Here is a 25,925-nt window from a genome sequence, read left to right as displayed (position 1 = left end):
TCGGCAACATCGCGTCGCTGGAGGTGCTCGACAACGTCATCGCCCACGGCAACGTCCGGGTGCTGATGACGACGCTCTACAACGCGCTGTACTTCAACAACGGCGAGGTCTCGCTCAAGCGGATCGTGCACGACTACACCCACGGCAAGCTCTCGAAGAAGCAGGCAAAGGAGCTCGGCCTCGACACGAAGACGCTGGACAAGCACAAGGCGTTCATGAACGGCAAGGCCCGGTACTGGGCCGAGCTCGTGCTCGGCACCCTCTACCCGGAGAAGGCCTACCTGTTCAGTGACGATCCCTTCGCGCTGGGAAACCTGGCGGCGCAGGGCAACGACGCGATCGAGATCGCGACCAGCCAGTCCAACCGCGCGCCGCGCATCGACGAGGCCCGCAAGATCAGCGAGCACAAGCGCGGCCTGCTGGAGCTCGCCCGCGAGGGCATGTGGCTCGACAGGCCCGAGTACCAGCTCACCACGAACACGCTGGAACTCACCGGCATGGTGGAGAAGGAGATCTCGCCGGACGACGTCACGTTCGACGACGACGGCAAGCCGACGCTGCGGTCCGAAGAGGACGGTCTGCTCTCGGTCGTCGCGTTCGACGCGGAAGGCCACCCGATCGACCAGGTGCACCGGGAGCTGTGGGGCTTCAGCGAGGTCACCGTGTTCACCCCGGACGGTCCGGTCACCAAGCCGGTCGAGCAGGCGCTGCCGGTGTCGAAGGCGGTCAAGTACACGACGGGACCGGTGTTCGTCACCGATATCCGGGCGGGCGACCTGGAGCCGATCGAGGGGGTCATGCCGAAGGGCCCCGAGCTGCCGCAGCCGTACCTGGAGGTGCCGGGCGCGCTGCACGAGACGGAGCTGACGAGCGAAGACATCGAGTTCGACGACAACGGCAAGCCGGCGCTGCGCGAGGAGGACCCGGACCTGCTCGAGCTCGTCGTGCTCGACAAGGAGGGCAACAAGGTCGAGAACCTGGTGTTCGGCGACAACGGCGACGCGGTGTCCGCCGTCGTCACGCCCGCGGTGATCGACCACGCGCCGGGTACGCCGGGCAGCGCCGACCTGCGGACTCGGCCCATCGACAGCGTGCTGCCGTTCTCGAAGATCATCAAGATCAGCAGCGGCCCCGGCCGCATCGAGAACATCCGGCACACCGACCTGCCCGTCGTGCCACCGGGCCACGAGCCGGTCAAGGGTCCGGAGGTGCCGCTGCCATGGGAGTCGGGCAAGGCGACGTTCAAGCTCGACGAGAACGCCTCGTGGTACCGGGCGAAGAACGCTGTGCAGGGCATGCCGCTGATCGCAGGCGTGTCCGGCACGACGATCCGCATGCAGACCGCATTCAAGTGGCTCAACGTGCCCCACGTGCACGAGGTGGACTTCTTCAAGGCCAACCTCGCCTGGATGTTGCACGAGGACCACTCGTTCTACGAGATCGTCCGCGGCGGCCAGATGGCGTCTTCGCCCGCGCCGCGCAGTGGCAACGAGATGTCGCTGAACAATGCGGTCGAGATGTACAAGAGCATCGACGACCTCGACCCCGGTCTGCTCGACGGGCTGCGCACGCATCCGGCCGCCCCGGTGGTGCCGCCGCACGAGGAGCTCTACCTGGAGCTGGTGCACAAGGACTTCGAGGATGGCGGGTTCCTCCACCCGCCGATGAACAAGGTCCTGTTCGCCAGGAACCTGCACAAGTTGATCACAGCCATGCGGGACGACCCGGACTACAAGCCACCGTCGACCCGGCTGGCCAGGATCGTGAACAACCTGCGCGAGTGGATGGCGCGCAACGATCTCACGCCGGCCGACGTGCTGACAAAGCTCGGCGTAGCGCATCTCGTGGCGATCAACACCTACGCCACGAGCACCGAGCACGACCTGATCAACCTCGCCATGCAGACCCGCTCGGGCTTCGCCTCGCTCGCCACCCATCAGCTGTTCTTCGTCAAGCTGAAGGACAAGCTGGACCGGGTGCTCAAAGCGGGCAAGCTCAGCCTCCCCGCGGCCGACTCGGACCCCGTGCTGGCCAAGATCGTGCAGGAGCACCGGTCCTTCGCGAAGGAGCTGAAGTACAACCGCGACCGCAAGACCGGCATCGAGCTGCTGCTGGCGGAGGCCGACGTCGAGCTCATCGTGCACGAGAAGGACGCCGCGAAGACCGCCGAGATCCAGCAGCGCAAGGCAGAGCTCACCGAGGAGCTCAAGGAGGTCGTGAACGCCATCGAGGTGATCGACCCCGCGATCGCCGCGGTGCGCGAGGAGGCCTACCAGCGCCTGGCCGCACTGACGCCCCAGATCGTCGCGGAGATGCGGCTGCACGCCGACATGCTCATCGACGCGATGCACCGGCTGCCGAAGCTCAGCGGCCACACCGTCTACCGCGGTGACTGGAAGCTCGGCACGCTCACCGGTCCGGCGAGTGTGCTGTCGAAGTTCTCGTCGACCTACGGCGAGCAGTCCATCACCTTCAACGACTTCAGCAGCGCCAGCCTCGATCCCGAGTGGGCGAAGGGCTTCCTCGAGTCGGCTCCCGACGACGGGCTCGGCCACAAGGTGTTCACCACGATCGAGCTCAACGGCAGCCACGCCGTCGACATCAGCGCGCTCACCACGATGCCGACCGAACAGGAGATCGTCTTCCTGCCCGGCGCGTCCATCGAGGTCACCAGCTCCGAGATCGTCACCGAGGACGGGATGACGTTCGAGTCCCTCACCGCACGGGAGCGCCCGCCCGCGCCGAAGGCCGGCATCGTCACGGACGTCATCTCCGAGGAGAGCAGCGACTCCGACCACGACAGCGTGCCGGACCAGTCGCAGAGCACCGTGCTGACCGAGATCGCGCGGATGGGCGCTCCACAGTGGACGAACAACGGGGCAGGCAGCTCGATGGCGGAGGCGTTCGAGCTGGCACAGCAGCTCAAGAACGCTCCGCGCACCCCGCAAGCCCCGCCCAACGACCGCACGGCATCGGACCGGCCGGCCACCGTTTCGCCCGGCGATGCCGGCACCACACCGATCGACGAGACGACCACCGGCCTCACGTTCCTGGCGAACGAGCTCGTCGACACCTCGATCATGCGCGCCGAACGCGGATACCTGCCGCCGAAGGTGACCCTCGGCGTCGCGCCCGGCGCCATCGATCAGGCACGCGCCGCGTGGCACGGCATCCAGCAGGCGATCACGGACAACCTGGCGGGCCGCGGCGTCCACCTGACCGAGGACGCCATGCCCGTGGTGGAGTTCGAGCTCGACCCGCGCCACGAGTCCGACGCGGTACACGTCGAGACGGACTGGGACCTCGTCCGGTCCGGCGGCCACGTGCCCTCGTCGCCCGGCACCCCCGACGAGGTGAGCACCACCCCCGTCGACACGCTGACCCAGCAGGCGCGCGAGATCATGGACGACCCGTCCTACCGGCACGCCTCCAGCGACCCCACCGACCCGTCCTACCGGCCGGCGCCGTGGTTCGAGCCCACCGAGGATCCGGTCGACGTCGACGACCTCGCGCCGTTCCTCGGCAACGCCCACGTCGGCGAGATCTGGTCCGAAGAGGTCCAGGTGGCCAAGGACAGCGAGATCGCGCCCGGCGAGGTGCGGCTCGAGTCCTTCCGGTCGGGGATCGGCTTCGACCACCGCGTCCTGGTCACCGCGGACGGCCGCAAGGTCCACCACCTCACCATCCGGCACCACATGCCCAAACCGGAGGGCATGACGCTCGCGGCGTACAAGACGCTGAAGAACAAGATCCTCAACGCGGTCGACGACTTCGTCAATCCCGGCTACCGCCTGCCGGACGGTGGTCAGCTGCACGTCGAGCTCGAGTTCGTCGACAACGCCGCGGACGCGCACCACCCGACCGTGACGCTGTGGCCGGGTGACAACCGCGCCGATGCCACCAACATCGGGGTCGAGTCCCACCCGCTGATCTACGTGCACGAGCTCGTCGGGCACCGGCTGGGCTTCTTCGACGAGTACACCGACACCGACGAGCAGGCCGGCCTGTGGCTCGCGGACAAGCCGCTGCCCACGCCGGCGAACGACTTCGGCCGCAAGGCGGGCCAAGGCCGGGTCGTGCACGACGACTCACTGATGACCGACGGCGTGCTGGAACCCGGTGCGACGCTCGCGCCCCGGTACGCGTGGCAGCTGCAGCACCTGCTCAACGCCCAGTCCACCGTGCCGCCGACCAGCTTCGACCAGCTGGTCCACCGTACCGAGGAACCGCTGCGCCGCGGCCTGCCCGCGCCAGGGACCGACCAGGACTCCCCACGCCCATCCGCACCTGCGACGACCGGCAGCGCGCTCACGACGCTCGACTTCTCCGGGGTCGAGCTCGGCGGTGTCGTGCAATTCACCGGCGACTCCGTGGAGCTCACCGCCGGCCACACCGCGACGCTCGACGAGCTCGCCGGCCAGTTGGCCCAGACGATGATCGACCGCACCCGTGCCGGAAAGCCGTTGCCCTCGCTGGAGATCGCGGCACGCGGCAGCATCGACGACGCGGCCGGAGCGCAGGTACCGCAGGTCGCGAACACGCTGCTCGGGTTGGTCGAGCAGCAGCTCACCGCCCTGCGCGGTGACACCGCGGTCTCCGTCGACGACCTCGCACTGACACTGACCCTCGACCCGAACGGCAGGCCGGGTCGCGTCGAGCTCGTCGTCGACGGCGGGCTCCTCCGGCCGCACGGCCGGCAGGGCCCGGACACGACCGTCGAGTTCTCCCCGGCGGGCAAGGCGAACGCCTACGAGCGCAGCAAGATCGTAAGCCTGGCGAGGGACCTCGCCGCCGCGGCCGTGCGGCGCTCCGGCGCACTCCCCGTCACCATCACGGGCGGTGCGGTGTCGGCCGGGGCGGTCAAGAAGCTGCTGCTCGACCGGCTCGGCCTCGAGCTGTCCCGTGCGCAGCGGGGCGTGCCCACCGGGAGCCAGCTCACCGTCACCGACTTCCGCGACATCCGGGTGGGCACCGGATCCACTGTGGACTCGAACACCGCTGCCGTGACGGTCGACTGGGACATCACACCCGCGACGAACAGCGGCCACGTCCCCGGCAAGGCCCCCGTCGTCCACCAGGTCACCGTGCCGCACCCCGTGCTCGACAACGAGGCGTGGCGGCACAGCGACAAGACCTCGGACCACCCCGACGCCTCGTGGTCGAAGCACCCCAACCCGGTCAGCGCCGAGGAGATCGCCGCCGTCCGCGATCTGGTCACGCCGCTCGTCCACCGGGGGGAGTACAGCACGCTCAGCACCGCGAGCCGGATCGTCAAGGACGGCGCCGGCCGTCCGACGATCGATTTCCAGCTCGGGGCACGTGGCCAGATCGGCTACGAGGCCAGGCGCATGAAGTTCCCCAACGGCACCGTGGTCATGGACTACACGTTCCGCGTGTTTCTGGAGAACACGGAGGAATACACCCCCGCGCAGGTCGAGGAGTTCAAGTCCACCGTCAGCGGAGGCGTGGCGCAGTACTGGAACAACGGCAGCGCCCTGCCTTCCGGTGACCTGGTGAACTTCAACGTCGAGTTCACCACCGACCCGAAGAAGGCCACGCAGCGGCTGGAGATCGCGCCGGAAGGCGCGCGGACGAACCAGTTCGTCTTTCCCATCAACACGAAGGCCGTGGCCGCGGCCCACGAGTTCGGTCACTCCGCCGGGCTGGAGGACCAGTACCCGGCCGCCGGTCTCGTGTTCCAGAACTCCCCCGGCACGACGGTCAGGCACACGGACGGCACGCTGGAGATCGTCGGCACCGGCATGCTGGCGCGCCCCGGTGACCCCGGTCTGATGGGGCAGGGCGTCCACGGGCCGAATCCCCAGGTGATGCCGCGCGACCTGTGGAACCTGGAGAAGCGCGGGCCGAACCTGAACGTCCTCGGACCGGTCGAGGTCGCCCCGATCGCATCCTCCTCGGGGAGCTCGGCCATCCACTTCGAACCGGGTGCCGGCATGCTGACCCCGGACGAGATCGACAAGCTGGACATCCTCGCGGCGAAGATCGCCGACGTCGCCCAGCGTCACCAGCAGGGCCTGCCCCCGCTCGAGGTCGAGATCATCAGCCACGGCGCGACCGCCAACGCGGATCTCGCCGCCGTCCGCTCCGAAACCGTGACCAACCTGCTGCTGCAACAGCTCGGGTCGCACTTCGCGCGGCTGGGCATCACCGCGCCGTTGTTCGACCTCGTCGATCCGACGTGGGGTACGAACAGAGCCGGGACAGACGGTGAGGTCACCGTCTCGTTCCCCCAGGACGCCGAGTCCGATGTGGACACCCATCCGGACGGGATCCGGTTGCCGCGGACCAGCGCCCCGCAGCTGCCTCCCCTCGACGACGACGTGGACTCGACGCCGAGCGAGGTCCCCTCCGACGAGGAGTTCGAGCCCTCGTTCGAGTTCGCGGAGGACTCGGACACCCTGACCGGGGAACAGCTCGCCTACCTCGAAGCCGAGGCGTCGCGCATCGCCAGGACGGCACTGTTGGAGCGCCGCGCGGGCCAGGACGTCCCGGTGGTCGAGATCGTGGTCCACGGCACCGGTGACCTGGCTCAGCGCCGGCTCGACGCGGTCACCTGGGCACTACTGCCCATGATCAACGACAGGCTGGACGACCTGCAGCAGAACGTGCCGCCCCATGGACGGCCCGACCTCAGAGAGGTCATCGGGCTCACCGTTCTGACGGATCCCGGCGGCACCGACGGCCACGTCGACGTCGCACTGCTCACGCACCCGCGCCCGCAGCACCCGGTCGCCCCGCCGGTCACCGACTTCCAGCAGAACATCTGGGAGAACCGCCTCTCCGAGGAGATGCTGGGCTTCGACCCCGGCCAGCAGCACCTCGACGAGGGACAGCGGGCAGCACTGGACCGGTTGGCCGACCGGCTCGCCGACGCCACCCGCGCCCGGCAGGGCCAGGGCTACCAGCCGCCGGTCGTCACACTGACCTCGGTGCCCGCCCTGGACGGCAACGCCCGGCTCATCCAGGCCCATCTGGAGCACCGCCTAGGCACCATGGTCCCGCGGCCGGCCATGCCGAGCTTCCAGATCGTGCACGTCGACCAGGAGATCGACGACCGGGTCGACATCGGCGTCGACTGGACGCTCACGCCGATCGCCCCGCGCGTCGCGCCGCAGATCGAACCCGACCTGGTGCACGCACCGCTCGACGTGCTGACCCAGGAGGCCCTCGCGATCATCGACGACGAGTCGTACCGCCACGCCTCGGACGACCCGGATGACGAGTCCTACAAAGAGTCTCCCTGGTTCGAGCCCGTCGACGAGCCGGTCGACGTCGCCGCGATGACGCCGCACCTCGACAACGCCCACACCGTGACCGTCGAGTCCGAGGACGTCCAGCTGTCGGCGGACAGCACCATCAGCGGCCGGGAGGACGCACCCGCCCACCTGAGGTTCGGCCCCTACGGCAGCGGCATCGGGTTCGACTACCGCGCGCTGTTCACCGAGGACGGCCGCAAGGTCCACCACTTCACCGTCAAGCACCTCATGCCCCAGCCGGACTGGATGACGGACACCGAGTACGAGACGGCCCGCGCGAAGGCGGTGGCCGCGGTCGAGCAGTTCTACAACCAGGGCTACCGATTCCCGGACGGCGGCCAGCTGCACGTCGTGCTGGAGCTCGTGGACAACCAGGCGGACGCGCACCACCCGCCGGTCACCCTGCACCCCGGCGACGACCGGGCCAACACCGAGAACCTCGGTGTGGACGCACCCGCGGTCACGTGGGCCCACGAGCTCGTCGGCCACCGCCTCGGGCTGTTCGACGAGTACGTCGAACCGGGCCCCACCGGAGGTGTGCTGCTCAAGCCCAAGCCGTTGACCACGCCGGAGAACGACTTCGGGCGCAAGGCCGGACAGGGCAGGGCGGTGTTCGACGAGGCCATCATGAGCGACGGCACCTACCAGCCGGGCGCGCGGTTCGCGCCCCGCTACGCGTGGCAGCTGCAACGCCTGGTCCACTCGCTCGCCTCCGTCCCCGTCACCAGCCACGACCAGCTGATCGACCGCATCGAGCAACCGGTCCGGCGTGGCCGGATGCCGTTCGCCGACGACACCGGGACGCCCGGCGGCGTGGCGAACGCGCCGCGGCCGCACCAGCCGGCGTCACTCGACAGCGACACCTCCATCGAGTTCGAGCTCGATGACGACGAGCTGTCCGCCGAACAGGTCGAACAGCTCGACGCGGTCGCGGCCGACGTGGCCGCGAAGGCCTACACCAACGACCTGAACAAGCTCGGCCCGGTCCAGGTCAAGATCATCACGGACCCTGGGTTCGTCGACTCCGAGCTCACCGACAGCCAGGCCGAAGCCGTCCGGAGCAAGCTCACCGCGCAGATCGAGTCCCATCTGTACCGATACCCGTACGAGGTGGACGTCGACTCCGTGGTCGAGTTCGAGGTCGTCCCCGAGACCGACGGCGACCTCGGCACCATCACCCTCAAGATCGACGACGGCAGGCCGCAGACCAGGCCCACCGGTATCGCCGCGACGGTGCGGACGGACCTGGACAGCGACGAGCTCACGCCGCGACAGCGGCAGGACATCAGCGACATCGCCCGCCGGATCGCCGAACGGGCGTTGCTGAACCACCGCGAAGGCCAGGGCAAGGTCGAGGCCGAGATCACGCTCACGCTCGACGACGAGAATGCGGACGGCTTCGTCCGGCTCGCGCCTCTCACCGGCGTGCTGCGGGGGGAGATCAGGAAGCACCTCGCCGACCTGCAGCGCAACGTGCCTGCCGAGTACCGGCCAAGGCTCGCGAAGTTGATGAAGACGGTCGTGCGCACCGATACGGATGGCCTTCCAGGCAAGCTCGACATCACCTTGCGGGAACGGGTGGATGGCGGGCCGACCAGGCCGAAGCCGTCCCCCGCGCCGCTGGCGACGGACGACCAGAAGGCGATCTGGGACAACGCGCTCGTGGAGACCAGCGGCTACTTCGACCTGGGCACGACCACGGTCGCCGACGGCTACGCCCAGATGCTCGACGCGACGGTCGACGCGCTCACCGAAGCCGTGATCACCCGGCACGGCCTTGACTACCGGCCGCCGGGCATCACGGTGCTGACGCCATCCGGCGACCAGGCGCGGGCGGCCGTCATCCGCGATCTCGTCCTCGACGGCATCACCCAGCGGCTCGGCGAGCGCGGCATCCAGCTCCCGGCGACGGCCCTTCCGGTGGTGACGACGGAGGTCTCCGACGTCGACGAGAACAGCTTCCACGTCGACGTCGACTGGGACCTCCAGCGCCCAGCAGGCTGGCAGCCGAAGAACGGCTACGGGCCGCGACCGGACCCCACCGTCGTCGACACCACGGCGCTCGAGCAGAAGACCGTCAAGCACCCGATTCTCGACGACCCCAGCTGGGCTCACGCGTCGATCGACCCGGACGACCCGAGCTACCGACCGGCGCCCTGGTTCAAGTCCGCCGATGGTCCGGTCGACATGGCGGCCCTGCGGCACCTGATCCCGACGGCGCACGTCACGCACGTCCACACCGAAGGCGTGGACGTCAGTTCCGCGAGCACGATCAACCCCCGCTCGGACGGCCGCGGACCGCACGTCAAGCTCATCCGGTACAACAGCCCCGTCGGATTCGATCACCGCATCCTCACCGACGAGCATGGCAACGAGATCGAACACCTCACCGTCAAGCAGTACATCCCGCAGCCCGACTGGATGTCGGACGAGGACTACGAGACGTTCACCGGGGAAACGTTGCCGGGCGCGATGTCCGAACAATTCAACCGGGGTGACCGCCTGCCCAACGGCCGCAGGCTCGTCGTCGAGATCGAGCTCGTCGACACGCCCGCGCAAGCCCACAACACCCCGGTCACCATTCATCAGGGCCTTGGCCGCGCGGACACCGGCAACCTCTACCTCGACGACATTCCCAGCGCGACCATCGCTCACGAGCTGGCCGGGCATCTCCTGGGACTGTTCGACGAGTACACAGAGGACAGTGGGCATCGGCAGATCTTCCTGAACTACCCACCGCTGACGAAGAACGACGACATCGACGATCCAGGGCAGCGGCCGGTCGGGCGGGTCGTGTTCGACAAGGGCCTCATGAGCTCGGGCATGAACCTGCCGGGCGCCGAGTTCGCCCCGCGCAACGCGTGGCAGCTCAACCACATCATCAACGCGCTCGCACCGCAGACGGACGTCACCCCGTACACACCGCCCACCCCGGACCCACGCGGCTCGCGGATGGAGGTGGAGCCTTCCGGTCTCAAGCGCCCGCGGGAGCACAGCCCGGACACACCGGCGACCAGGCAACGACTCGACGGCCCGAGCCCGGCGGAAACCTTGGAGCAGTTCAACTCCTGGCTCCACACCGGCCGCGCGGACCTGGTCGAGGTGCTCAACGACGGCGGTCACCGGATCACCGCGGACGACCCCGACAGCTATCCCGACCTGGTCCGCCACTTCGTCGTCGACAAGGTCAACGGCTCCCGTGGCGCACCGGGCCCCCGCATCGAGGACATCGCGGGGAAGGTCGGCCTCCCCGTCGGAGTCGTGCAGCACTGGTTCCAGCTGACCCTGCCGGTCGAGCATCCCGTCCCGCCCACCGGGCTGCATCGGCCCGACGACGGCATGCTCGAGGAACTGGCCCGGTGGATGGGGCTGACCGACCACACGACCACCATCGGCGAGCTGAGCGACCTGGTGCTCGACGGTCACAGCGACGAGTTCGTCGCAGCGCACCACAACATGCACTCGAGCCAGATCCGCACACTCCGCATGTGGATGCGCGACGAAGCGTTCGCCGGTGACGGCCCGTGGGCCCCGCGCGGCGCGGACGTGACCGCAACGCTGCCACCGAAGCCTCCCGGCGGCGGGTTCGTCATCGGCGAGGACGGCACCGTCACGGAGTTCGGCCCCCAGCTGGACGACCTCGACTTCGGAAAGTCGTTCACCGACAACGTGTTCGACGCACTCGACGCGCCGAGGCTGGACCGGCCCGACCTGGGCAAGCCGTTCACCGAGGACCTCTTCGACACGCTCGACTCCACTGTGGACACCGCACCCCGGCCGATGGAACTGCGCGAGCGGGACTGGGACTCGCCACGTCCGCGGGACGACCGGCCGCTGACCCCGCAGCGGCTGGTGACCGAGTTCGGCATTCCCGAGATCAACCAGCAGCGGTTCCAGAAACTGGCCGACCGCTTCAACGTGGTGCTCGACGTCCGGCCGACCAACCCCGCCTCGGTCACGTGGCTCGAGCGGGGTGCGCTGCCCAAGCCGAAGGACATCAAGGCCAAGACGATCAGCGAGATCGACGTGCTGCTCGGTGCCGATCGCGGATCGATCGGACTGGTCGGCTACTTCGTCCCCACCATGCCCGCGAACCTCGCCGACCTCGACGACGCGACGCGAGCCCAGGTGACCAAGCGGTTCAACGACCGCGTCACCGAGCACACCGAGCTGGCCGGGGAGATGGCGGCACTGGCCCAGCAAGGTCGCTTCCAGGTGCGCGACGGCATCGTCGTGGGCAAGTCGCCGACCGGCGACTACGTGCCCGTCACCGGCGACCACGACGTGTTCCACATCCGTGGCATCGACGACGGCGGCTACCTCGCCCTCGACGACTACGACTCCGTGGTGGACCTGCTCGTCCACCGCAACGTCGGGGTCCAGCACGGTGCGCACATGTACTGGACGCCAGTCGGTGGCTTCCAGCAGAAGATCTTCGACGACATCGTCGAACGCCACGGCGACCAGGAACCGCTCATCCGGTTCAACCCCGGCCGGCCGCCCGCACTGGTCCTGTCCGACCACAAGCCGACAACCCCTGCCACCCCTCTGACGCCGTGGGGCCGGGGCGACTCCGACGACTCGCTCAGCGACGACGTCTCCTCGGAGTCCTCGCAGGCTCCTCCGGCGCTCACAAAGGGAACGTTCCGTTTCGAGGCCGACGGCTCGCTGCGGCCGGCGGCTCAGCGTGACGTCGACCGGTTGGCGTTCTCCGTCGTGGAGAAGGCGATCGCCGCCCGGCGCGATGGCCGCCCGAAGCCGAAGCTGACCGTCACCAGCAACGTGCCGGACGTGACCGTCGCCGGTCAGCAGGTGCGGCTCGGCGCGACGCTGCTGTTCCAGCGCATCGACCATCACCTCGGTCAGCTCGGACCGCGGGCGCACGGACTGCGCGGCCAGGATGTCGTCGACCTCGCGTTCGGCAACAACCCCGGCGGCGTCGCCAACTCGATCGACATCGAGCTGAGCGAACAGTTCGTCTCGTCTGTCCACTTCGGACAAGACAGCACGCTGCTCACCCCCGCCCAGGTGGAGTCGCTACGCCCGCTGGCCGAGGACATGGCCAGGACGGCGCTGCGCGACAAACGCGCCGGTAGGCCGGCGCCGCTCATCGAGATCACCATCACCGATGACGGCTCGGGCAACTCGCAACAGCGGGTCCACGACGTCGCCTCGGTGCTCAACGGCCACGTCCAGACCGAGCTCGACCGGCTGCAGGCCATGCAACCCGCCGGCTACCGGTTCGGCGCGGACATCGTCGGTCTCACGGTCAACCCGCAGGGCACCGGCGCCCCCGGACAGCTGGACGTCGCCTTGCGGCGACCGGACCCGGCGCCACCGGCGACGCCCAGCGCACCGCCGCCGTCCGCCCACACCACGGCCGTGTGGACGGGCGCCAACCCCGAGGCGACGCTCGCGCTCACGCCCGGCGTGAACCCCTTCACGGCGGAGAACCTCGCCGGCCTGAACCGGCTCGCGCACGACCTGGCAGAGACCACGATCATGCGTTCGCACCGGGACTTCCTGCCGCCGGGAGTGACGATCACGGGCTACGACCCGGCCGCACAACGCGAAGCAGACGCCGTCGCGGCCTATCTGGCACAGGCAGTCGGACACGTGACAGCGGTGAACCACACGGCATTGCCCGAGTGGCAGATGCCGATCGTCACGACGACGCCTGGCACCGCGGGTGTCCAGGCGGGTGTGGTCGTCGACTGGTCGCTGCAGCGGCCGGTGGACTACGACTGGCCGTCCGGACCGGCCGTCCAGCCGGCCATCCACAACGTGCCGGTCAACCTGGACCAGGACGTCGTCAAGCACCCGATCCTCGACGACCCCACCTGGGCCTCGGTCCCCAACGACCCGGACCTGCCCGGTTACCGTCCCGCGCCGTGGTTCGCGCCCCAGAACCCGGTCGACGTCAAGGCACTGCTCGCGCGGCTCCCCGGCCCGCTGCCCGCCACCTGGGTCAGCTCGGAGGAGGTACAGCCGCGCGGAGCGAGCACGGTCGCGCCGCGGCCCGGCCAGCCGCCGTTCGTCGCCATGAGTTCGGTCGGTTCGAACATCGGCTACGACCTGACGGTGCTGAAGACGGCGTCCGGTCAGGAAGTCGCGCTCGCCACCGTCAAACACCACATCCCCCGCCCGGCGAACATCAGCGCCGCGGACTACGAGGCGTTCCTCGACCGGGTCACGCGGTCGGTCGACCACATCTTCAACCAGGGCAACCGCCTCCCCAACGGTCAGCAGCTCGCCGTCCGGGTCGAGTTCGTCGACAACCCTTACGCGGCCACCGTTCCTCCGGTCACCCTGCACCCGGCGAACACCGGAATGCGGGCCAACTCGCTGAACGTCCCGATCGACGCCGCGGACGTGGTGCTCGCCCACGAGCTCGTCGGCCACCCGCTCGGCCTGCCCGACGAGTACGACGAACATGATCCCGACGGCGGTGTGTTCCTCTCGGAGCCGCCGCTGCCGACACCGGCGAACGACTTCGGCCGCAAGGCACGCCGTGGCCGCGTGGTGAACGACCACGGCCTGATGGCGAACCACGGGCTGCTCCCCGGCTCCGAGCTGACGCCCCGCAACGCGTGGCGGCTCAACCACACCTTCATCGCACTGTCGAACAACCCGCCCGTCGTGGACGTGAGCCACCTCGACACCACGTTCGGCTTCCCGGCCAGCGAGAGCTCGTCGCGCGGCGGCAGGCAGCACCGTCGCGGCATCGACCCGTACCACGTGCGTCGCACGTCGACCGGGACGCCACAGGTCACCGTGCCACCGATTCCCGCGACGAAGCCGGAACTGGCGCTGGAGTTCGCGTACGGTCAGCCGCACCTCACCGAACAGCAGGCAACCGAACTGGACGCGCTCGCCCGCGACCTCGCGGAGACCGCGGCGCGACGCGTGTCGAAGAACCACCCGCCGAAGATCACCATCAGCGGGCACGCCGACCAGGCGACCGGCTGGGCGAACGTGGTCGGACAGTTCCTCGACCAGCGGATCGGCCAGCACCTCGCGTCCGCCGGAGTCCGGCTCGCCGAGAACGCCCGTCCCTCGATCACTGTCCAACCATCCGTTGTGGCCGGACGTGATGGGCTCGATGTGCGGGTCGACTGGACGTTGAAGCACACCGTCACACATTCGCCGAGTGACCCCGGCCGCACGCAGCAGGCCATGCACACGCTCATCACCTCACCCCGCCCACAGGGCCCGCACCCGGTGCTGGACAACGAGCAGTGGCGGCACAGCACCAAGAACTTCGACCACCCCGACGCGGCATGGGCCACTCACCCGAACCCGGCGAGCACGTCTGACATCGACGCGGTGCGTGACCTCGTGCCGTTCCGCGTGGTGACCAACGAGATCAACATGCCGCTCAACCCCGATGGCGAGGTGCGCAACAGCGCGGGCACCCCGATGCCGTTCAAGCACGCCGCGCACGGCGACGGCGGCTACCAGAGCAGGCTCATCGAGTTCCCCGGCCAGAACGGGCAGCCGAGCACGATCGTCGAGGACCGCACCTACGTGCTGTACCTCACCAACGCCGACCAGTTCACCGCCGAGCAGCTCGCCGAGTTCGAGGAGAACGCGGAGATCGGTCTCGACCAGTACCTGAACCGTGGTTTCGCGCTGCCGAGCGGGATCCAGCTCAACCACAAGATCAAGTTCACCCGTGACCGCGCCGAGGCGACCTCGGCGATCGAGATCGCCCCGCCGGGTAAGCATCCGACCATGCACTCGATCCCGATCGACGGGATGCCGGTCCACTTCGCGCACGAGATCGCCGGACACCACGGCGGGCTGCTGGACGAGTACTTCGAGGGTGAGAAGGACCAGCCTCGCGTTCTGCAGCAGAGCGAAGGCCGGACGATCAAACACATCGACGGATCGACCGAGGTCGTCGGCAAAGGTCTGGTACACGAGCCGGACGACCCGACCATGATGGGCACCAACGCGGATGTGCCGACCACCCAGATCCTCCCGCGCACGCTCTGGACGTTCGAGAAGAACGGCCCGGTGCCGAACTTCGTCGTGCCGACCAACGTCGGCAGCCCGGTCACGCCGGCCGTCCCGCGCCCACAGCCCGTGCTCTCGCTCGACTTCCAGCCCGGCCAGGACATGATCACCGAGGGCCAGCAGGACCTCGTCGACGCGCTGGCCGAGACCATCGCCCGCGACACGATCACGAGCCACCAGCTCGGCGTCGAACCACCGCTCGTCACGATCGACGGCTTCCACGCCACCGAGGTCAAGTCCGCGGCGGCCACGCACACGCTGCTCACCGCGCGGATCGACCACCACGTGACCGCGCTGGGCGGTGGCGCCGACATCACCCTGCCGCTGGTGATCATCGATCCGCCGACGCCCGCCAGCAGGCACGGACTGGACATCCGTGTCGAGTCCGAGCTGCCCGTGGGTGGCAGCACCACGAGCGGATCCAGCCCGAGCGACACGAGCTCGGGATCAACGGAGACGCTGGTGCCCTCCGACGTGCTCGGCGAACCGGCGTGGCAGCAGTACCAGTCGGGCGCGGAGGACTTCCTCAACGCCAACCCCGCGCTGGTGCGGCAGGGCGAGGCACCGCTCGTCGTGCGCGACCAGATCGCCGCGGTCATGGCCGTCCTCGGCGAACCCGCGCTGCGGCAACGACTCGACGACCCCGAGGCCGCCACGATCGTGGACGCGGTCAACGGCGGCCTGGACCGCCTGCCCCGCTACACCGGGCCGGCCACGGCCGCCGTCGCGCTGCCGCCGGAGGCGATCAGCGGCCTCATGGTCTCGACCGGACCGGTCCGCCTGCCCGGCCTGACCATGCACAACCACACCGTCACCCCACCGCCGAACACCAACGCGCTGTTCTCCGGCACCCTCACCGGACACGACGTGTCCATGCTTCCCGGCCGCACCCCCGGCGAGCTCATGCCCAAGGTCGGCACCGAGTTCCGCGTCGCCGCAACGCCCGGCCCCGACGGAGCCGTGCTGTTCGAACTGGGCGACCCGGCCGCCCGGCCCCGGCCGCAGCGCCCCGAAGCGGTGTCCGCGGAGTTCCTGCGCAGCCGGATCACCGGGCCGGGCAGCGAGACATGGCACGCGTACGGCGACCAGGCGGCGCGGTTCCTCGCGGTAAACTCCGCGCAGGTCGCGAGCACGATGAGCCACAACGCCGCCCAGGCGGGGCTGCGCACCATGCTCGCGGTCGCCCACGGCGAGAAGCACGTGATCGACCTGCTCGAGGACCCGGCGCACCTGTTGTACCGCACCGAGTTCGTCACGGGCGCGAAGGTGCTGCCGCCGCTGTCCGGACGTCTCTTCGGCGCGACGAGCCTCGACGCCGGGGACGTGGCGGCGTTCGTCCCTGGCGCGTTCATCGAGACTCTGCCGGTCGACCTCCTCGGTTACCAACAGGGAACTTCGCCCTACGTGGACGACAACGTGCTGTTCGTCATCGACGCGGCCGACGCCCGCTCGCTGGCCGGTCTGCTGCCGGACGACCCGGCCATCCTCGACCCCGACGCGGTCTACCGGGTCGAGAACGTGCACACCGACGAGTGGGGACGCCGCGTCGTCCACCTCGCCGACACCCGCACGATCGGATTCACCGAAGCCGACTTCGCCAGGCTCGTCCACACCTGGGGCGAGGGCCACACCGGTATGCCGCTGGTCGATCACCTCAACCGGCACGGCGGCGGGATCGACGCGAACAACCCCGCGACGTTCCCGCCCGCACTGCGCGACATCGCGCTGCGCGACTACGCCTCGCGTACCAGTGGCGACCAGATCAACGACATCATCGCCACCGCGACCAACCTCGGCCTGCCGCCCACGGTCGTGCGCGACTGGGTACAGCACACCGGCCCCGTCACGCCGTCCAACGCCGCGGGCTCGGCACCCGTCACCGCCCCGCCGGTCCGCACGACCGGTTCCGGCACCACGGCAACCGTCCATTTCGAACACGGGTCGGCCGGTCTGGCCGCGGACCAGGCCTCGGTGCTGAACGACGTCGCGTCGATGATCGCGAAGAAGGTGTTGCTGGAGAACCGGGCCGGGCACGCGAAGCCGGTGCTGGACATCACGGTCTTCGGTGACAACGGCTCGGAGGCCGGCTCCGCACAGCGGGAGGCCGTCGAGGAGGCGCTGCTGGCGGAGGTCGACGCCGCACTGATCGAACTGCAGCAGAACCTGCCGGACGATCACCAGCAGGAGGCGTCGGATCTCGTCGAGATCAACCGGCTCGTCGACACCGCGGGCAGTGCCGGGCGGGTAGACGTGTCGCTGCGGGTCCAGGACCCGGCGCCCGTGGCCACGCCGAGGCCTGCGCCGTCGGTCACGCCCGAGCAGGAAGCGGTGTGGAAAAACTCCCGGCCGGAGCACGAGGTGCGGTTCGCGTCCGGCACCACGGCCATCACCGCGACCGAGCAGGCCGCACTGCTCCCGTTGGCGGTCCACCTCACCGAAACCGCGCTCACGCGCGTCGCGCGGAACTACTTCCCGCCCAAGGTGAAGATCACCGCGGCGTCCGAAGGACAGGCACTGGCCGCCAAGGCCGCCGTCGAGCAGATGATGACGCAGGTGCTGGCCGATCGCGGCAATCGGCTGTCGCGGTCCGCGATGCCGGTGTTCGACCTCGCCATTGCCACGGCGCACACCGCCGACCGAGTCGGTATCGACGTCGACTGGTCCCTGGCACACACGCAGGCACACGTGCCGTCGTCGCCGGGCAGGCCCGACGAGATCGGCCCGCCGAGCGACGTGCTCACCTCGGACGTCCGGGCGATTCTCGACGACGAGGACTATCGCCACGCCTCGGCCAACCCCGATGACCCCACCTACAAGCAGCCGTGGGACGGGTTCGCACCGACCGGCGAGCAGATCGACTACGCCCAGGTCGACGCGAACATCGGCAACGCCCACAAGACCACCGTGCGGTCCACCGAGATGCAGCTCGCGGGCAAGAGCACGATCACCCCCAGGCCCGGCGAACAGGCCCACCTCAAGCTCAACACCTACGGCGGCGACATCGCGTTCGATCACCACGTGGTGTCCGACGCCGAAGGCCGCAAGATCCAGTACTTCGTGATCAAACATCACATGCCGAAGCCGGGATGGATGGGAGTCGACGAGTACGAGACGGTCAAGCAGAACGCGACCGACGCGGTCGACTCCTACTTCAACGCGGGTTACCGGTTCCCCGACGGCAGTCTGCTGCGGGTGAAGGTCGAGTTCACGGATCGCGCGGCCGACGCGCACCACAAGACGATCACCTTGCACCGCGACGACGTCCGCGCCAACACCGGGAACATCAGCGTGCACACGCCACCGGTCACGCTGGCGCACGAGCTCGCAGGCCATCCACTCGGGCTCACCGACGAGTACACGGAGAGCGCCGAGGGCGGACCGGTCTTCCTTCGCCCGCTGCCCCTCTCCACGCCGGAGAACGACTTCGGCCGCAAGGCGGGCCGCGGCCGGGTCGTCAAGGACGACGCACTGATGAGCGAGGGCATGTACGAGCAGGGAGCGGGGCTGGCGGCCCGTTACCTGTGGCGGCTTCAGCACACCGTCAACTCGTCCGCCGCCACCCCGGTAACCAGCTACGACCAGCTCGTGCACCGCACCGAGCAGCCGATGCGCCGCGGCTACGGCACGTACCTGCCGGGTGGTGCCACTCGACCGCCGAACGCCAGGAGTGCGGACCTCCCGGGCACCACCGGTCTTCTGGATGTGGCCACCTTCGAGTACGAGCCGGACTCCACCGTGCTGACCGGCGACCAGCAGGCGAGGCTCGACGCCGGAGTGGCCGCGGCGGCGAAGCAGGCGCTCAGGGACTACCGCGCGGGCAAGCCCGCGCCGCGGTTGCTCATCGCCGTGGGCGACAAGCCGCACGGTGTTCGCTACAACGCGACCGTGCACGCGGTCGTCGAGAAGTTCACCGAGAAGCTGGACGCGCTGCAGCGCAACATCCCCGAGTCGTTCCGGGCACCGGTCGGCGACGTGATCGCCGTCGAGGTGCGCTCGACCGGCGCGACGGGCGACGTCACGATCGGACTTCAGTCCTCTGTGGACCTGAACGTCGACACCGATCCGCCTGCTGCGCCCGAGATCGACGAGTACGTGCTCAATGGCCTCAAGCCGGAGGAGTTCATCCACTTCGAGGACGGTGCGAGGGCACTGTCCGACGACCAGCTGGACGAGCTCGACGAGCTCATCACCACGGTCGAGCAGGAAGCCAGGCAACGCATCGACCGCCACCACCGGCCGCCGAAGATCACGGTCAGCGCGCTGGACGGTGACACGGACCGGCGCACCGCCGTGCTCGAGTACCTCAACCTGCACCTCCACGGGCGACTCTTCGACCTGCCCGAGTCGGCGGTGCCGACGGTGGTCGCGGGCAACGTGGTGAGCGAGCCCGGCTACGTCCGCCTGGATGTGGACTGGGACCTCGAGCGCACGGCGGACTACCAGCCGCCGGACCCCGGTTCCTCCCGCGAGCCCGGTCCGGCCGGGGACACGCTCACCAAGCAGGCTCGGGAGATCCTCGACGACCGGACGTGGCAGCACGCCAGGGACGAGGGTGCGACGCCGTGGTTCGAGCGCTCCGGCCGACCTGTCGACATCGACGCGATCCGGCCATACCTGCACAACGCCCACGTCACCACGGTTTCCGGCGAGTCGGAGATGCCGAGCCAGGCATCCAAGATCTTCAAGCGCGAGGGTGAGCGCGCACCGATGGTCCTCGACACCATCCACAAGCAGATCGGGTTCGATCACTACGCCGTCGTGGACCAGAACGGCACCGCGGTCGACTACTACGTGGTGAAGCACCACCTCCTCGTGGATCCCTCGCTGCGTCCCGAGCAGGTGGAGGAGTTCAAGTCAGACGCCCGGCAGGCGGTGCGCGACCACTTCAACGGCTACGGCACCCCCGACGGCAGGAAGACCTACGTCGACATCGAGTTCGTCGACGACCCGGCCGACGCACACCACCCGCCGGTCGAGCTGCTCCCGCCGGGGAGCGGCCGGGCGAACGTGCGGAACATCCCGCTGGACAGCGAACCCGTCGTACTCGCGCACGAGCTCGCCGGTCATCCGCTGGGTCTGCACGACGAGTACGCCGAACAGGACGCGGACAACAGGCCGGTCTTCAACCAGTTCCCACCGATGACGACCGACACCGACCCGGACGGCGTCAAGGGCGGACGGGGCCACGTGGTGTTCGACGAGGGCCTGATGAGCCAGGGCGCGGCCCGTGCGGGAGCGCGCTTCACCCCGCGCAACGCGTGGCAGCTCAAGCACATTCTCAACGCGTCCGCGGCCACCCCGCTCACCACGTTCGACCAGTTGGTCAACGGCACGCAACCGCCCGTCCAACGCGGCACGATGCCCGACTTCACCGAGGACAGCGATACCGAGTCCGAGTCCGACTCCAACTCCGACAGCGACTCCGACAGCGACGACTCGGACGCGGTCACCAGCGAGCAGGCGCCGAACGCGAAGGGCGCCGAGCCGCTCGGCCCGACGACCGTGCGGTTCACCGGCGACGCGACGACGCTGACCGACGACCAGATCCGGGTGCTGGACACCGCCGCCGCGCGGATCGCCAAGCGGACGCTGGAAAAGTACGAGCCCGGCGCCTACCGGGCGGAGCTCGTCGTCACCGCACCCGGCGGCCAGGACGCGGACCTCGCCGAGGACCGGGCGTGGCGCGTCGAGGCCACCGTGAAAGCCCTGATCGAGGCGCATCTCGACGACCTGCAGCCGGATGTCGCGCCGGACCGCGTCCTCACGGTGACCGACGTGGTCACCACCCGCACCGAGGTCGCCGGGACCGGTACGCCCGGCGACGTCGACCTGGAGCTCGTCGAGACGACCGAGGACAGCACGTCGAGCGAGAGCGACGTGCGGCGGTCGCCCTCTCCGGTGCACGCCGGGCTGCCCGCGGTGGCGTCGTTCCAGTTCGCGCCGGAGTCCACTGTGCTCAGCGAGGAGCAGGCAGCGGAGCTCGACCGCGGTGTGGCCGCGGCCGCGAAGAAGGCATTGCTGGAGTTCCGCGCCGGGCGGTCCAAGCCGGAGTTGCTCGTGGTCCTGCAGGGCTTCGACACCCCGCAGGGGCGGCCGAGAGCGCAGGCGATCGAGACGGCGCTGCGGGCGCGGTTCGACGCGCACCTCGACGGGCTGCAGCAGAACGTCCCACCGCGGTTCCGCGCGAAGTTCGCCAAGGTGGCCGACGTGAAGTACCGCGGTGTCAACGGCGGCGTGTCGGGTCAGGTCGACATCACGATGCCGGTGCGCGACACCGCCTCGCCGGCTGCGTCGGTGAAGCTGCCTTACGTCGACAGCGCCATCCTGAAAGGGTTGCGGCCGGAGGAGTTCCTGACGTTCGCTCCCGGCCGGCAGGATCTGTCCGAGGAGCAGGTTGATACGCTCGACGCCCTCGTCTTCGACATCGCCGAGGCCGTCCGCCGGCACGCGGAGCTCGGCCACCTGCCGCCCAAGGTCACGGTCAGCTCGCTGCCGGGCACCGTCGCGCAGCGCGACATCGTCCTCGACCACCTCAAGGCCGCCCTCCGCGACGAGCTCAGCGACCTGGCCCCGGCGACCCTCCCGACGGTCACCGTGGGCACGGGTCCCAGCCGCCTGCGCACGGTCCGCATCGACGTCGACTGGTCCGTCGCGCACGGCCCGGACTTCACGCCGTCCTCGCCGGGCGGCCCCGACCAGGTCGGTCCGCCGCGGGACGTCCTCACCGCCGAGGCCCGCCGGATCCTCGACGACGAGTCGTACCGGCACGCCTCCGACGACCCGGACGATCCCACGTACAAGGACTCGCCCTGGTTCGAGCGCACCGGACCACAGGTCGACATCGACGCCCTGACACAGAACCTGGACAACGCGCACGTCACCACCGTCGTGGGCGAGTACGCCGAGCCAACCCAGACCGCGACGCTGAGCGACATGGACCCGATCCGGGGCACCATCGGGTTCGACCACTACTCGCTGGTCGACGAGAACCACACGGCGGTCGACTACTTCCTGATCAAGCAGTACCTCGACTTCGACCCCTCGATCACTCGGGACCAGCGCGAGCAGTTCGTCGCCAACGCCAGGCAGGCCGTCCGCGACCACTTCAACGGTTACGGCACACCCGACGGCAAGCGGATATACGTCGACCTCGAGATCGTCGACGACCCCGCCGACGCCCACCATCCGCCGGTCGCCATCCACCCGGCGGGCGATGCCCGCGCGAACGCGCGGAACCTCGCGGTCGACAAGCCGTCCGTGGTGCTGGCGCACGAGCTGGCAGGCCACCCGCTCGGCCTGTTCGACGAGTACACCGAACGCGATGCCGACGGCAGGCCGGTGTTCCTCAAGTACCCGCCACTGACCACCGAGCAGAACCCCACCGGCGCGAAGGGCGGTCAGGGCCGGGCCGTCTTCGACCTCGGCCTGATGAGCGACGGCATGCTGGTGCCCGGCGCCCGCCTGACCCCGCGCAACGCCTGGCACCTCAAGCACCTGCTGATGTCGCACGCCGCCACCCCGCAGACCGGCTACGACCAGTTGGTCAACGGCACGGAACCCCCCGTCCGGCGCGGCCAGATGCCGGACTACACCCCCGAATCCGACGACCACGACAGCGAGGAGTACGGCGACGGGTCGCCGCCGAACGCCAAAGCCGGTCAGCACCTGTGGTTCCTGAACGACGCGAATGCGCTCACCCCGCCGCAGCTGGACAAGCTCGACGGACTCGCCGCGAAGATCGCCGAACAGACGCTGACCAACGTCCACACCGGACAGGACGGACCGAAGCTCGCCATCACCGTGCACACCGAGGTCGGCTCGCGGTCCGCACTGGATCAGGCGGAGCTGGTCGACGCCGAGCTCAAGGACCGGATCGAACACCACCTCGCCGCCCTGCAGCCCGACGTGCCGGTCGAGCAGCGGGTCACCGTCAACGACGTGACGCCGTTCGGCTGGGACGTCGACGAGAACGGCACGCCCGGCCGGTTCGATCTCGACCTGATGGCACCGCCGCTGCTCGCCGTCACGATGGAGCTCGACGAGGACACCGAGCTCACCGACCGGCAGCGGCAGGGTCTGGACGCACTCGCCGAGAAGATCGCCGAGCGGGCGCTCGACAACCACCTCGCGGGCGCGCCGAAGCTGGAGCTCGCCGTCGACGCGCGCAGTGCGGCGGGCCGCACGGCCGCCGCCGGCCGGTTCATGGTTGTGGCCGACGAGCTGTACGCGCAGGTCGAGCATCACCTTTCCCAGCTGCAGCAAGACGTTCCCGTCAACCAGCGGGCCACCGTGGACGATGTGCTCGACCTCGTCGGAGACGCCACCGAAGGCAGCGGGGACGTTGCCGAGGTCGACATCGAGCTGCGCACGACCGACGCGAGCCCGACCGGGCCTCGTCCGGTGGCCGAGTTCACCGGCGACGAGGACACCATGTCCACAAAGGACCTTCAGGCACTCGGCGACGCGGCCTCCCGGATCGCCGCGACCGCGCTGCTGGAACACCGGGCGGGACGCACCAAGCCGGTCGTGGACGTGCGGGTGTCCGGCGAGGGCGCACTCGCCGGGAACCGGGCCGCGGCCGTCGAGGCGGCGCTGGACGCGCTGGTGCGCAGCCATCTCGCCGACCTGCAGCGCGACCTCCCCGCCCGCTCGCGGCAGAGCCTCGACGCGCTGATCGACCTGCGCGTGACGACCGAGGCAGGCGCCAGGCCCGGCCAGGTCACCATCGCGACGACCACCCAGCCGCGTGGCCCGTTCCCACCGGCACCGCCCGCCAGCGCGTTCGACCAGCGGGTCTGGCACAACCTGCGGCCCGAGGAGTCGCTGCCTGTGGTTCCCGGCACGACGGCGCTGTCCCCCACCCACAAAGGGACCCTGACCCGGTTGGCGAACCGCCTGGCCGACACCGCCCTCATGCGCGCCCAGCGGAGCTACCAGCCGCCCACCGTGCACATCGCCGTGCCGGAAGGCTTCGAGCAGCAGGCCGCGGCGGTCCGCGAGCACCTGGAGCAGACGACCCGCGGCCGCGGCGCGCAGCCACCCACGTTCAAGATCACCACCGGTCAACGCACCGAGATCACCATCGACGTCGACTGGACGCTCGGCCCCGTCGTCCGCTACGCACCCGGGGATCTCGACCCGGTCAGCGAGCAGGTACTCGACAAGCTCACACCCGCTCACCGGGCGATCATGGACGACGAGGCGCGGCGGCACGCCTCCAGCGAACCCGGCGACCCCAGCCACCGGCCGACGCCCGAGTTCACCCACACCGGCCCACCGATCGACTTCACCGAGATCGACCAGTACATCGGCAACGCCCACGTGACCACCGTCCGGTCGGCCGACGTGCAGCTCGCGGGCAGCAGCACGATCAGCCCGCGGCCCGACGGTCCGCCGCACCTCGACGTCACGACGTACAGCTCCGACATCGGCTTCGACTACCGCGCCGTGTTCGACGCGCACGGCCAGAAGATCCACCACGTCACGGTCCGCCAGCACATGCCGAAGCCGGACTGGATGAGGGCCGCCAAGTACGAGGCGACCAAGCGGTTCGCGACCGACTCGGTCGAACGCTTCTACAACACGGGTTTCCGTCTGCCGGACGGCGGCGTGCTACGGGTCAAGCTGGAGTTCGTCGACGATCCGGCCGACGCCCACCACGCGCCGGTCACCCTCCATCGCGGCGACGCCCGCGCGAACGTCGAGAACATCGGTGTGCTGTCCCCCGCGGTCACGTGGGCGCACGAGCTCGTCGGGCACCGCATCGGCCTGTTCGACGAGTACGTCGAGCCGGACCCGGCCGGGCCGGTCTTCCTGCGCCCGAAGCCGTTGGCCACACCGCGCAACGATTTCGGCCGCAAGGCCGGCCACGGCCGCGCCGTGCTCGACAACGCGCTGATGAGCCAGGGCATGCACAGCAAGGGCGCCCGATTCGTGCCGCGCTACGCCTGGCAGCTGCAGCAGGTGATCAATTCACACGCCGCCGTCCCCATCACGACCCACGACCAGCTCGTCAACCGGACCGAGGAGCCGATCCGCCGGGACCCCACCGTCTCCTCGGGCGCCGGCCACACCCTGCACCGCGGCCGGCTCTACAGCACCGCGAACCTCCCACCGAGCGCGCTCGCCACCTATACCCCCGGCGCCGTCACCGGCCTCCCCACCGGCCTGGACGTCCTCCCAGCCCCGCCGGCGCCGACCGGGCGGCACACCGTGGAGTTCGTCATCGATCCGCACAACGCGCGGACACCGAGGCCCGGCCACGCCGTGCTCGACCCCGACGCGCGGTACCGGGTGTTGAACGTCCACACAGGACCCAACGGCCACCGCGTCGTACACGTGACCGACGTGCGCAACCTCCGGGTGACGGCCCAGGACACCGCGAACGCGATCAACACGTGGTCGCGCGGCCACACCGGCATCACCCTGCTCGACCACCTCAACCGCGGCGGTCACCGGATCGACCCGCACGACGCCACGACCTATCCGGCCGTGCTCCCCAACTTCGTCCTGAACCAGCTACGCCACGCGGCGGGTGACACCGAACCCGAACGAGTCCACGCGACGTCGCGGAACACCGGCGTGCCAGCGGAACTCATCGAGCAGTGGGTTCAGCCGCGACGCGGGTAG

General features: G+C 69.5%; 1 protein-coding gene (only partly in view). It reads left to right on the top strand.

Going from position 1 to position 25,925, the window contains the following annotated elements; genetic code table 11:
• Nucleotides 1–25,925, top strand: partial view of a hypothetical protein gene (locus tag QSK35_RS00885; RefSeq protein WP_285741240.1) — the 3' portion only. The gene continues 7,066 nt to the left of window position 1, outside the view; only the last 25,925 of its 32,991 coding nucleotides appear in the window; the start codon falls outside the window, past its left edge; its stop codon occupies nucleotides 25,923–25,925.

The organism is Lentzea sp. NBRC 105346, from assembly GCF_030269605.1.
Classification (GTDB): Bacteria; Actinomycetota; Actinomycetes; order Mycobacteriales; family Pseudonocardiaceae; genus Lentzea.
The sequence above is the reverse complement of the archived record's forward strand: the minus strand, read 5'-3'. Positions and strand labels throughout refer to the sequence as shown.